The sequence below is a fragment of the Micropepsis pineolensis genome (genome assembly GCF_055392125.1).
In genome coordinates, this window is the sequence record NZ_AP042408.1 from 311141 (window position 1) to 323017 (window position 11877).

10 protein-coding genes and 2 tRNA genes are annotated in these 11877 nt (G+C 57.8%); 6 read left to right on the top strand and 6 right to left on the bottom strand.

What is annotated here, in order from left to right:
• Positions 1-18: 18 nt before the first annotated feature.
• The 4 genes from ACZ5RI_RS01365 to ACZ5RI_RS01380 form a co-directional block, all read right to left on the bottom strand.
• The gene (locus ACZ5RI_RS01365) at positions 19-1464 is read right to left on the bottom strand and encodes a HAMP domain-containing sensor histidine kinase (protein ID WP_464514323.1); all 1446 of its coding nucleotides are present in this window, start codon (positions 1462-1464) and stop codon (positions 19-21) included.
• A 19-nt stretch (positions 1465-1483) separates the two neighbouring features.
• Entirely contained in the window at positions 1484-2155 is a 672-nt protein-coding gene (locus tag ACZ5RI_RS01370) for a response regulator transcription factor (RefSeq protein WP_464514324.1), read from the bottom strand.
• 73 nt (positions 2156-2228) lie between these two features.
• Positions 2229-3713, bottom strand: a complete 1485-nt coding sequence (locus ACZ5RI_RS01375; RefSeq protein ID WP_464514325.1) for a DegQ family serine endoprotease — start codon at positions 3711-3713, stop codon at positions 2229-2231.
• A 296-nt stretch (positions 3714-4009) separates the two neighbouring features.
• Positions 4010-4084 (bottom strand) — tRNA-Gln (locus ACZ5RI_RS01380).
• A 261-nt stretch (positions 4085-4345) separates the two neighbouring features.
• Between ACZ5RI_RS01380 and ACZ5RI_RS01385 the strand changes: the two genes are divergently transcribed.
• Positions 4346-4422 (top strand) — tRNA-Pro (locus tag ACZ5RI_RS01385).
• A 179-nt stretch (positions 4423-4601) separates the two neighbouring features.
• Here ACZ5RI_RS01385 and ACZ5RI_RS01390 read toward each other — a convergent pair.
• Complete coding sequence (locus ACZ5RI_RS01390) at positions 4602-5351, bottom strand: TorF family putative porin (protein ID WP_464514326.1); 750 nt, start codon at positions 5349-5351, stop codon at positions 4602-4604.
• Positions 5352-5926: 575 nt separating this feature from the next.
• On the opposite strand from ACZ5RI_RS01390, the gene ACZ5RI_RS01395 reads away from it, so the two are divergent.
• From ACZ5RI_RS01395 to ACZ5RI_RS01410, 4 genes are all read left to right on the top strand, one after another.
• On the top strand, positions 5927-6487 hold the full coding sequence (locus tag ACZ5RI_RS01395; protein ID WP_464514327.1) for a histidine phosphatase family protein: 561 nt from the start codon (positions 5927-5929) through the stop codon (positions 6485-6487).
• 45 nt (positions 6488-6532) lie between these two features.
• Positions 6533-7273 (top strand): hypothetical protein, encoded by a 741-nt coding sequence (locus ACZ5RI_RS01400; protein ID WP_464514328.1) that lies wholly within the window; start codon positions 6533-6535, stop codon positions 7271-7273.
• A gap of 294 nt (positions 7274-7567) precedes the next feature.
• Positions 7568-8410 carry a glycosyltransferase family 2 protein gene (locus tag ACZ5RI_RS01405; RefSeq protein WP_464514329.1) on the top strand — a complete coding sequence of 281 codons (843 nt, stop codon included), beginning with the start codon at positions 7568-7570 and terminating at the stop codon, positions 8408-8410.
• A gap of 340 nt (positions 8411-8750) precedes the next feature.
• Positions 8751-9791, top strand: a complete 1041-nt coding sequence (locus tag ACZ5RI_RS01410) for a hypothetical protein (protein WP_464514330.1) — start codon at positions 8751-8753, stop codon at positions 9789-9791.
• 30 nt (positions 9792-9821) lie between these two features.
• On the opposite strand, the gene ACZ5RI_RS01415 is transcribed toward ACZ5RI_RS01410, so the two are convergent.
• Positions 9822-11318 (bottom strand): phosphomannomutase/phosphoglucomutase, encoded by a 1497-nt coding sequence (locus ACZ5RI_RS01415; RefSeq protein WP_464514331.1) that lies wholly within the window; start codon positions 11316-11318, stop codon positions 9822-9824.
• A gap of 251 nt (positions 11319-11569) precedes the next feature.
• On the opposite strand from ACZ5RI_RS01415, the gene ACZ5RI_RS01420 reads away from it, so the two are divergent.
• On the top strand, positions 11570-11860 hold the full coding sequence (locus tag ACZ5RI_RS01420; RefSeq protein ID WP_464514332.1) for a DUF7336 domain-containing protein: 291 nt from the start codon (positions 11570-11572) through the stop codon (positions 11858-11860).
• Positions 11861-11877 lie beyond the last annotated feature (17 nt).

The window sequence follows — 11877 nt, forward strand, 5'->3', positions numbered from 1 at the left end:
GTTAATGTAAAACACCCCTTATACGATGGGGGGCAGAACGGGCGGCGGCACCTTGCCGGGGCGCGGGGCGGGCCGCGGAAAACAGATGGTGGCCTTAAGGCCGGGCTTGTTATCGGCCAGGGCCAGCCGGGCTTCATGCAGACGGGCCACCGCATCGACCAGACTGAGCCCCAGCCCAGTACCCGGCGAGTTGCGGCTTTTCTCAAGCCGGACAAAGCGTTGCAGCACCCGTTCGCGATCAGCGTCGGCAATGCCGGGGCCATTATCCGCCACGGACAGCTCGATCCCTTGCGGGGTCTCGGCCAGACTGACCACAATGGCCCCGCCTGCCGGGGTATATTTGATGGCGTTGTCGATCAGATTGGCCAGCGCCTGACTGATTAAGCGGCGGTTGGCTTCGATCACCGCCGCGCCGGAAGGCAGCGCCGTCAGGGACAGATTCTTTTCCTCGGCCAGCGGTTCGTACAGCTCGACCATATCCGGCACGACGGTGGACAGATCGAGCGGGCACATGGTGCCGCGCGCCGCCCCGGCATCGGCTTCAGCAATCAGCAGCAGCGCGTTGAAGGTTGAAATCAGGCGATCGGTCTCGCCAATGGCGCCATCAATATCGGCGGCAAAGGCACTGTCGGGATCGACATGCTTCTGGGCTTCTTCCAGCCGGTTGCGTAGCCGGGTGAGCGGCGTGCGCAAATCATGCGCCACAGAATCGACCACCTCGCGCATGCCCTTCATCAGCCGCTCGGTCCGGTCCAGCATGCGATTGAGGTTTTCGGCCAATGCATCAAATTCATCACCGGCGTCCGTCACCGGCACGCGACGGGAAAAATCACCGGCGATAATCTCGCCGCTGGTATGATTGATCGTATCGAGCCTTTTGAGCATTTTGCGGCTGACCAGCGCCCCGCCGATGCTGCCAAACAGCAAGATCAGACCGATGATCCAGGGCAGCGTCATACTGAACTGCTTGCGCATTATCCGCTGGTCGGTGACATCGCGCGCCACCAGCAGGCGGTAATTGCCGCCGATCAGCGCATAGACCTGACCACGGGCCCGCCGGCGTACCAGCGAGCTCTGAATATGGCGTTCGTAATCGAATTCGATGAAGCCATCGCGGTCGAGCAAGCGGACCGGCATTTCATCGAGATTGCCGGCAACCGGCAAGCCCCGGCCATCGGCGAGCAGATAAAGCCCAAGCCCGTTATGCATCGAACGATTGATGATGACATCGGCAAGCCCACGCACGCCCTGACGCTGATACTGGTCAGACAGGCCGATGATCTCGGCCCGGATGGTCTGATCGGTCTGACCGTTCAGAGCCCGCGTGGTGTACCAGTAGGTAAAGCCGACCAGCACCGTCGCCGACAGCGCGAAGAACAAAAGATAGGCCAGCACAATGCGGAATGCCTGGGTGTGCAAAATACCCGGCGACCAAAACTTCTGGATGCCGTTCTTGCGCTCCATGACATTCCGCCTAATGGTTTTAAGCCCGGATCATATAGCCGGCGCCACGCACCGTGTGCAAAAGCTGGGTCTCGAAACCTTTGTCGATCTTGGCCCGCAAGCGCGAGATATGCACATCGATAACGTTGGTCTGCGGATCGAAATGATATTCCCACACGCTTTCCAGCAGCATGGTGCGGGTGACCACCTGACTGGCATGGCGCATTAAATATTCCAGCAGGCGAAACTCGCGCGGCTGCAGATCGATCGCCTGCCCGGCGCGCGTGGCGATGCGGGTGAGCAGATCAAGCTCGAGATCGCCGACCGCCAGCTTGGTCTTGACCGAGGCCGGGGCACGGCGGCGCACCAGCGCGTCAATGCGGGCCAGCAGCTCGACAAAGGCATAGGGCTTGGCCAGATAATCATCGCCACCCGCTTTGAGACCTTTGACGCGTTCATCGACCTCGGACAGCGCACTTAAAAACAGCACCGGAACCGCACTGCTATGTTCGCGCATTTCCGCGACCATGGTCAGACCGTCCATCTTGGGCAACATGCGATCGATCACCGCCACATCATAGGGGCGGGACAGCGCCAGCGACAGGCCGACTTCGCCATCACCGGCTTCATCGACAACATGGCCAGCTTCTTTCAAGCCGTTGACCAGATAACGCTGCGCTTCGACATCGTCTTCCACGACCAGAATGCGCATAGACCCCTCCTTAAAAGCAGGTGAGCAGGAAAAGCGCGCGGTCCTTAAAAACCCAAAGACCGCGCGCGAACCGTTACGACTTGATGGCGACAGCGACGAAGTAGCTGCCGGACTGATTGGCAACCAGCAGCAGGACATTCTTGCGCCCGGCCGACTTGGCTGCCGCAATTTGCTTTTCAACATCCTGCGGGGTGTGCACATCGTGGTTGGCGACTGAAACGATCACATCACCCGGCTGCAGTCCCTTTTCAGCGGCATCGCTGTCCGGGTCGATCTTGGTGACGATCACGCCATGGATGCCATCATTCAGGCTATAGGTCCGGCGGGTTTCGTCGTTCAGTGCGGCCAGTCCCATACCAAGGGCTTTGCCCGTAGCGGCTACCGGCGCATCGCCCGGCTCACCCTGGGTGATGGCAGCCACCTGCTGATCGTTACGCTGGGCAATCGCCACTTTGACCGTCTTGTGCTTGCCGTCACGTAGGATGACGACCTCGGCAGAGCTGCCCACCGGGATGGCGGCAACGCGGCGCTGCAGATCATGACCATCTTCAACCGGCTTGCCATCGATCGTCAGCACGACATCGCCCTGATGCAGACCGGCTTTGGCCGCCGGGCCACCCGCGACAACGCTGTTGATCATCGCACCCTTGGCATCTTTGAGGCCGAGCGAGTTGGCCATATCCGGCGTGACCGCCTGAATCTGCACACCAAGCCAGCCACGCGAAACCTTACCATGGGCTTCAAGCTGCGCGATGGTATCGCGCACCGTCGAGGCCGGAATGGCAAAGCCAATACCGACCGAGCCGCCGGTGGGCGAATAGATCATTGAGTTCATGCCGATAACCTGACCGCGCAGGTCAAAGGTCGGGCCACCCGAATTACCCTGATTGATCGGGGCGTCAATCTGGATGAAATCGGTATAAGGCTGGGCGCTGTTGATATCGCGACCGATCGACGAAACGATGCCGGCGGTGACGGTGTTGGACAGGCCGAAGGGATTGCCCACCGCGATGACCCAGTCGCCAACACGTAAGGAACGGTCATTACCGAATTCAACGGTCGGCAACGGCTTGTCAGGCGTCACTTTGAGCAGCGCCACATCGGTGGCCGCATCGGCCCCCAGGAGCTTGGCATCAAAGGTGCGGCCGTCAGCCAGTTTCACTTTGATTTTGCCGCCATTGCCGACGACATGGTTGTTGGTGACGATCAGCCCGTCTTTATCAATGATAAAGCCCGAGCCCATCGAAATCGCCTTACGCTGGGCCGGGGCTGGCGTGGGCGCCCCCTGACCAAACTGGCGGAAGAACTGGCGGAAAGGTTCCGGGATATCCTGCGGCAGACCAGCGCCCTGTTCGGGGGCCGATTTCTGCTCCACCGTCACGCTGACCACGGCGGGGCTGACCCGCTCGACCAGGGGGGCAAAGCTGAACGGCGCGCCGCTATCGAGCATACGCGGGGGGGTACTTTGCTCGGCCACCTGGGCGGAGGCCAATTGCACCGGGGCATTCGCCGAGTCGGCGGCATGATTCGGCATCAGCGCAAAGGCGCCGAGACTCATAAGGCAAACGGCAACGACGGATCCCATGATCACTAATCCCTTGTTTCGTTTTATGAAGCTTTTGATATCGACTTTCCGCATCATCACACTCGCTCCTTTACGCTCTGCCGGAGCAATCCGGATGCGAGCCTAGGGCTTCTCAGGCTTTAATATATCCAAAAGATTTCTCAGTCATGTACGTTGAATTACTGTTTAGCAATAATACGGCTAAAATGCCCTGGCGCTGAGAATGCCAGCGCGAATCAGCCCGCAACGCAGCGGCTGTAAGGGGAGTACCGTTTAAATAGAAGGAAGATTGGCTGGGGCGGAAGGATTCGAACCTTCGTATGCTGGAATCAAAATCCAGTGCCTTACCACTTGGCGACGCCCCAATCTCGGCAGGAGGCCTTTTGCGGCAAACTCGTCGTGAGCGCAAGGGGCCTTTTGCAGGCTCCCCACCGCCAAAACAACCAAACCGATAGCGGTTTGCGGTTTTTGGCAGCAAGGGCGGCGGACCATAAAGCCTTAAACCGCGGCTTTCAACGAAAGCCATGCGCTTTTTTCAAAAAGACACCAACGGACCGGTTGCGGGCAGGCGATCGCATGGTTATAAGGACGCCTCCCGAGGCCACCCGACAGGGCGGTCAGCCGGTCGGAGAGTAGCTCAGCCTGGTAGAGCACCACGTTCGGGACGTGGGGGCCGGAGGTTCGAATCCTCTCTCTCCGACCAATTTTCCCCTGTTTCCAGAGATTTTGACGGTGTTCGCCGCCCGTAACGGGCCTTCGAAGCCACCGCCCGCAGCAAACCCGAATCCGCTTCGGAGCTTTTTTCCATATCGGGAATCAGCCGCACGCAAAAAAGCCCGCCGGCATCGCCGACGGGCTTGGAAACAGGCAGCAGCAGAAGAATCAGAACAGCTTGGCGATGTTATAGGTCACCGTCGCGGTGAACCCGCCGGAGCAGGCATTCTTCGTCGCCATCCAGAAGCTGGTGCAATCTTCCTTCTTAATATCAGTGCCGACATAGCGCAGATCGAGCGAGAAGCTCTTCCACACCGCCGTCAGACCGATATCAGCATGGGTGTAATCGTTCGGCGCCTTATCGACCCATTGATGGCCGACATTGCCGCTGATGGTCAGCCAATCGGTCAGCGTATAGGCGGCGGTAGCCCCGCCATACCAGCCCACGCCACCCTTAAAGCTCCATTCCGGCGAATTGGCGCCGGTGGCGGTCAGCGTCAGCGGGCCGAAAGCGTGCGAAAGCTGCACGATCGTCTCGTAAAAGCTCGCGGTAGTGGCATAATTGGCATCGGGGTAGGAGTAGTAATAGGCTTCAATATTCAGATCGGTGCCATCAAGATCGGTATGCTTACCGACGAAAAAATCGGTTTCGTAGGAAGGATCGTTACCACCCCAATTGGTCTTGGCCGCCCAGGCGCCGCCGTAAAAACCATGGTTTCCCGCCCAGTTGAGGCCAAATTCGGGAGTTGCTTCCTTATTATTCTGGCTGATGCCACGGAAGCGATAGTCGGAAGCGACGGCGACGGATGCCGAAAAAGTTCCCAGCGAATTATCCTCGTCAGCGAACGCCGCACTGCTCGCGGCAATCCCTGCCAGCGCCACGGCCGCAACACCTAATTTCAGGCTAACCGATTTCATCCTTCTGCCCTCTTATTTTCATCAGCAGCGTCTATTTTTAAGACACGCTGCCTATGGGTTGAAAGTAAAAGCCCCACTTGCCTCCCTGCAATGCGAAGACAGGCACAACTTTGACGTTTTACGCAGGATAGTGTGCAGTTTTATACGCCTGTTGTTGCACAGCAACAGGTCAGCGCCAAAAAAACAGCACATCGTCTAAAATATAGGCAGTGGCGCAAAATATCTTTTCCGCGGGCTAATAATTTAGCATGAATTTGCCCGCATACTGATGAATAGCTGTGACAATCCAGTGCTTGCCTTCGTATAAGAACTGCTTCATCAGGAAATGTTTTCAGCGGTTCTGGTGTCAGGATTTCTGTTTTTAGAGTTTCCGGGAGCATCCGCCCCGGAGTGTTTCTGAAAAAGGCTGAAGACAACAAGCCTGGTTAAGGAGCCGTTCGATTAACGCCGACACGTTCAGCTTTGCCCGTCCGCACCTTTTGTTCAGGGGCCGACGCAGGAGCAAAATGCCAGCCAGCAAGCAAGTTCCAGCCCCGAAACACCAGGATGGCGAACAAACGCCGGCAGTCATGCCGATGCGTATTATTCTGGTGCGTCATGGCCGCCCGGACATCTCGACCCGCCTGCGCACCAGCCACCGCGGCTTTAAGGCCTATATCGACGCCTATGAGGCGGCCGGTCTGGCCCCCGACTGCGCCCCCCCCGAGGAGGTGCAGGATCTGGTCAAAAGCCTGTCGGCGATTTACACCAGCGACAAGCCGCGCTCGCAGGACAGCGCACGCGCCCTGGCCCCTGAAGCCGAGCTGATCGCCGACCCGCTGTTTGTTGAGGCGCCGCTGGCCAGCCCGCACATACCGCTCTTGCGCATCCGGGTTCCGGCCTGGGCGGTGATGGCCCGCATCCTGTGGCATGCCGGTTATCACCCCGAGATCGAGAATTACCGCCGCACCAAGCAGCGCGCCAAACACGCCGCCGACATTCTGATGGGCCGGGCCCGCGAGGAAGGCATTGCCGCCTTGGTCGCACATGGCTATTTTAACGCCATCATCGGGCGTGAACTGCGTCGGCGCGGTTTTCACAAACATGGCGCGCACCGTGTGCGTTACTGGAACGCCGTCGTCTACGAAATCGGCTGACACGCCGCGTTAACCGTTAGGCCAGCCATGCCAGAAAGGCAGCTCGTGCGGACCCACCTTGTCATTGCCACCCCCGGCGTTGGCGCCGTGGTGCACCAGCGCTACATGCAGTCGATCTGCCTGTTGATGCAGTATTGTCAGGGCAAGGGCATCGCCACCTCGATCGAGCTGATCACCCACGATCCGCTGCAAACCCGCGCACACAATACGCTGGTCGCCAAATTCATGGACCGGCCGACCGCAACCCATCTTTTGTTCGTCGATGCCGCGATTGGCTTTCTGCCCGACCAGGTCCAGCGCCTGCTTGATGCCGACAAGGATATTGCCGCCGGGGTTTATGCACAGGCCGGGGTCTATTGGAACGATGCCGCACTGACGCGGGTCCAACAGGGCGAGGCGCTGGAGACCGCGGCGCTGCATTATTCCGCCCGCCCGCTGCGCCCCATGGTAAGCGACGGTGACTTTGCCGAAACCGATTTTGCCGAAGCCGGTTTCATGCTGATTAAGCGTGACGTGTTCGCGACGATGTTTGCTGCCTATCCCCAGCTGCAATACCGCAAGGTGCAAGGCGATGGTCCGGCCCAGCAAAGCCCGCATCAATACGCCCTTTTCGAACCCTTCATCGAACGCTCAAGTGATACCTATTATTGTGACAGCGGGGCCTTTTGCCAGCGCTGGCGCAACATTGGCGGCCAGATCTGGATCGATACCGCCAGCGCGCTGTACCGCATCGGCCCGCTGGAGTTTTTTGCCAGCCCGAAAGATCGCTATGCCGTGTCACCGTAGCACGGCGCCGTAAGGTGCATCCCGGGCTTCACCAGCTTGGGTGCAAACTGCCGGTGGGAAAAATTTTCCGGGACCACACCGGCCGTAACACCGCCGCCAGACGGTACGCCCCGGGGTTCTGCGTAAGCCCGCAAACGTGCAAAATGCGGGAAAATACCGGGGCTTAGCTATGCCCGGCTTCAGTGGCAAACATATTGCATACCCAGTGTAACCGACGAAGAAATCGATCGTTTTTCCACACCGGAGCCAAATGCTCCGGACGCACCGGAAAAGCGATAGTCCTAGGAGAAGCTGATGTCCTTGCCCAAACCGGTCCATCTGTTCGTGGCCACACCCTGCTTTGGCGGGGTGGTGCATCAACGCTATATGCAATGCGTGTATATGCTGATGCAGTACGGCACCTCGCACGGCTTCCGTGTTTCGGTCGAGCTGATGGGGCGCGAATCGCTCATCACGCGGGCCCGCAATATGCTGGTGTCCAAATTCATGGACAGCGACGCCACCCACCTTCTGTTCATTGACGCCGACACCGGTTTTGAAATTCCGCAGGTGATGCGCATGGTCGAGTTTGACCAGGACGTCGTCGCGGGCATGTATCCGCTGAAGCTGATCGACTGGGATGATAATTCACTGGCCCGCGCCCGTGGTGGCGAGCCGCTCGATTACGCGCCGATCCGTTTTGTCGGCACCCCGCTGATGCCGCTGAAGCGTCAGGGTGCTTTTGTCGAGGCAGAATATGCTGGCACCGGCTTCATGATGATCAAGCGCGAAGTCATCGCCCGCATGTTCGAGGCCTATCCCAACCTGCACTATAAATGCGCGCACAACAGCGCTGAGGGCTATTTCAGCCCCAACCAGTATGCGCTGTTCGATACCGCGATTGATCCCGAGACCCAGGAATATCTCAGCGAGGACTATGCCTTCTGTCAGCGCTGGCGCAAGCTGGGTGGCAAGGTGTGGCTCGATACCGAAAGCCGTCTGGTGCATATCGGCAATCACGAATTCTTTGCCAGCCCCAAGAGCCGCTTCCTGCAATATGAAATGGGCGAGGCCCCGACGCCCGAAACCGCACCGGAAGCCCCGCAGCAGCCCAACCCGGCCAAGACGCCGCACTTACGTCTGGTACCCAACCGGTAAGGTTGAACCGACACAGCGATGTTTACAAAAAGCCGCTCGCAGGAGCGGCTTTTTTATATGGTATCGTTTTATAGTAATTTCTGGTTGCGAATTTGCGCAAATGCCACATCGGGTGATGTGATGCCATGAAACACTCATTCATCTCTGCCAGTCTATTTTGGGGAGCGCTCTTTTTATCAGGTGGGGCCATTGCCGGGGATCTGCGCTTGCATCGCCCCCTGCCGCCCCAGCTCAGCACGTGCCGCATTCAAACCAGAGCCGTGCATGGCCCCGATATGGGAAATACGCTAATCTGTCAGTAGTACGGCTGCGTTTTGCACGCCCAAACGCTAAGAGAGCGATGATCCGATATAGCGCGTTTATCGTTTTGGCATTTCTCAGCACACTGGCGGCGACACCGGCGGCGGAGCCCCTGCTCACGCGCGCAGGGACATTGCAGGATATGACCGAATACAGGCTGGATGTTGTACAGACTGCGGATAACACCGCAGATGTTCACATCTATTGCAGCTGGAACTGCAATAGTGAATTTCACTTTCATGACAGAGTAACCGACCGCATCGTTGCCGCCCTTACCCCATATGAGACCAGCCCCGACATCATCACCATCTGGGCCGCAGGGCAGGGCTACCGTGTACGGGTATACCGCCTCAACGGGCCCCGTGCTGCCAAGGTGATGGATCAGCCGTCGCAAACCTATCCGCAGCTTCTTTTGGGTGACGACAACAGTATTCAGATTGCAATTCACAACCCCGCTTCCACGGACCCGGAGCGGCGCGAGGTTGTCACCGGTCAGCTCTGGCGCAGCGGGCCGGGTCCGTACCGCCCCATAACGGCAAAAGCGCATCACAAAAATTATGAAGCCGATCAACTGCAGACACATGTGACACAACCGGCGGAATCGTCAGAAGAAACCATTGCCGTCCGCGCCATCAGCCACATCGATGGGCAAACCTATCAGCTCGACAGCATTGAATATTCCGGCAAAGACCCGGCAGAGGGCCTTATGAACCGCCAGATACACATTCGTTGCATCGCGAACTGTCGACGCACGACACCCTATAGCGACGACATAATGGGTGGCGTAACAGCCGCCTTTCCAGCCTTTGATGGCAGCCGGGATTTTATCGTTATCACGACAACGGGCAGCGCCTACTGGATCAACGTTTATCGCATCGGTCCCACCAGCATTACCAAGGTGATGGAGCATGGCAGCAAATATTATCCCACAGTCATTACAGACACGGACGGACAAACAGACATCATTCTGGATACTCCGGATGACAGCTATCCGCGCCAGAAACGCTCAATCATCGGCCAAATCTGGCGTAGCACACCGCAGGGTTATGTGCCGGTTACCAACAAAAAAGGCGGGCATTAGGCCCGCCTTTTTTTCGTATCTGATAAAGCCTCAGATCTTCTGATCGTATTCGCCGACTTCCTTGTGCTGGGACAGGCGGGCGTTGAGATCCTTGAAAATGGCATGCATGCCATCCTCGGATACCGGGCTTTCGACCACCACGACCAGCGACGGCTTATTCGACGAAGCGCGCACCAGACACCAGGTGCCATCCTCCAGCGTAACGCGCACACCGTTCACGGTGACGATAGAAACGATATTCTGGCCAAGGATCTTTTCGCCCTTAGCCTTCAAGTCCTCATATTCCTTGGTGATGGCATCAACCACGGCATATTTGGCGGCGTCATTGCAATAGGGGCTCATGGTCGGCGACGACCAGGTCTTGGGCAGTGAGGCGACCAGTTCCGACATCTTCTTACCACCGGCGCGATCGAGCATTTCCAGAATGGCAATGGCGGCAATCGACGCATCGTCATAGCCACGACCAACCGGTGCGTTGAAGAAATAATGGCCACTCTTTTCAAACCCGGCGACGGCCTTCAGCTCGGACGTGCGGCGCTTGATATAGGAGTGACCGGTCTTCCAGTAATCCACCGTGACACCATTGGCTTTCAGCACCGGATCAATGGTGTAGATCGCGGTCGATTTCACATCGACAACGAACTGGGCATTGGGAATCCGGCTCGACAGATCGCGGGCCAGCAGCACGCCGGTCTTGTCAGCAAAAATTTCGTTGCCGGTATCATCGACCACGCCACAACGGTCGCCATCGCCATCGAAACCCAGGCAGAGCTCGGCCTTATGTTCCTTCACCGCATCGGCCATGGCATGCAGCATGTGCATGTCTTCCGGATTCGGATTGTATTTCGGGAAGGTAAAATCGAGTTCCTGATCCATCGGGATCACGTCGGCCCCAATGCGCCGCAACACATCGACCACGAAAGCGCCCGCGGTGCCGTTGCCGGTCGCCGCCACCACTTTGATCGGGCGCGACAACTTATGGCCCCTGGTCACGTCACTGATATAGGTCTCGCGGAAATTCTCGATGAATTTATAGCTGCCACCAGCGCGGGGCTTACCCTCGCCAGCCAGCACAATTTCCTTGAGCCGGGTCATCTCGACCGGCCCGAAGGTCAGCGGGCGCTGCGCCCCCATTTTCACCCCGGTCCAGCCATTCTCATTATGGCTGGCCGTCACCATTGCCACCGCCGGCACATCCAGCGCGAACTGGGCGAAATAGGCGATCGGGGTCAGCGCCAGACCAATGTCGAGCACCTCGCAGCCGGCCTGCATCAGACCAATGGTCAGCGCCTGCTTGATCGACAGCGAGTAGGAGCGGAAATCATGCCCGGTAACCACCTTGAGCGGCACGCCGATTTCCTGCAGATAGGTGCCAATCCCCAGCCCCAACGCCTGAACACCAAGCAGATTCAGTTCTTTACCGAACAGCCAGCGGGCATCGTATTCGCGAAACCCATTGGCGGTAATCAGGGGGAAGTTTTCGTATTCGAAAGTATTGGGCTTCAGGTCGCTCTGCGGTTTAGACATAACATCTCGCATAGGTTGGGTTCTGGGTCATTTTGGCTTTGCCGTAGCTATAGCACGCACGGATGCAAAGTGGGAACGTGGTTTACCAACAGCGAAGTGCCAATTTCCAGCAAAAGTAACAATAAAATGCCTCCATTACGCAGACAAATTAACCAAATAAAATTTCACGACTTATCTGTACCAACTTTAAATCGCCGGTAAACTGCTGCCCCTATGATCAGCCCTGCGAGTGCACCGCCAGGGAGGCGTTGATGGATACGGTTTATGACCTTTGGTATGTCCGCGGCTATACCGACCGCGAGGACACTAAGCTGTTGATCGGTATCTTCAGTTCTACGGAAAAAGCCGACGAAGCCATTGCCGAACTGTCTCAGAAGCCGGGCTTTGCCGACTGGCCTGAAGGCTTTGAAATCCATCACACCAAACTCGATCATTGCGACTGGCCAGCGGGGTTCAAATCTATCGTCAGCCAGCACCCCGAAGACGCCCCGCTTGAGGCTTTTGACATGCCCTACTGGCCGGACTCGGGCAGCGGTGCCTAACCCTCCAGCCTCCCTAA

What these genes read in the sequence shown, in the direction of transcription:
- ACZ5RI_RS01365 (WP_464514323.1), bottom strand. Translation starts at nt 1,464, where the DNA reads ATGGAGCGCAAGAACGGCATCCAGAAGTTTTGGTCGCCGGGTATTTTG.
- ACZ5RI_RS01370 (WP_464514324.1), bottom strand. Translation starts at nt 2,155, where the DNA reads ATGCGCATTCTGGTCGTGGAAGACGATGTCGAAGCGCAGCGTTATCTG.
- ACZ5RI_RS01375 (WP_464514325.1), bottom strand. Translation starts at nt 3,713, where the DNA reads ATGAGTCTCGGCGCCTTTGCGCTGATGCCGAATCATGCCGCCGACTCG.
- ACZ5RI_RS01390 (WP_464514326.1), bottom strand. Translation starts at nt 5,351, where the DNA reads ATGAAATCGGTTAGCCTGAAATTAGGTGTTGCGGCCGTGGCGCTGGCA.
- ACZ5RI_RS01395 (WP_464514327.1), top strand. Translation starts at nt 5,927, where the DNA reads ATGCGTATTATTCTGGTGCGTCATGGCCGCCCGGACATCTCGACCCGC.
- ACZ5RI_RS01405 (WP_464514329.1), top strand. Translation starts at nt 7,568, where the DNA reads ATGTCCTTGCCCAAACCGGTCCATCTGTTCGTGGCCACACCCTGCTTT.
- ACZ5RI_RS01410 (WP_464514330.1), top strand. Translation starts at nt 8,751, where the DNA reads ATGATCCGATATAGCGCGTTTATCGTTTTGGCATTTCTCAGCACACTG.
- ACZ5RI_RS01415 (WP_464514331.1), bottom strand. Translation starts at nt 11,318, where the DNA reads ATGTCTAAACCGCAGAGCGACCTGAAGCCCAATACTTTCGAATACGAA.
- ACZ5RI_RS01420 (WP_464514332.1), top strand. Translation starts at nt 11,570, where the DNA reads ATGGATACGGTTTATGACCTTTGGTATGTCCGCGGCTATACCGACCGC.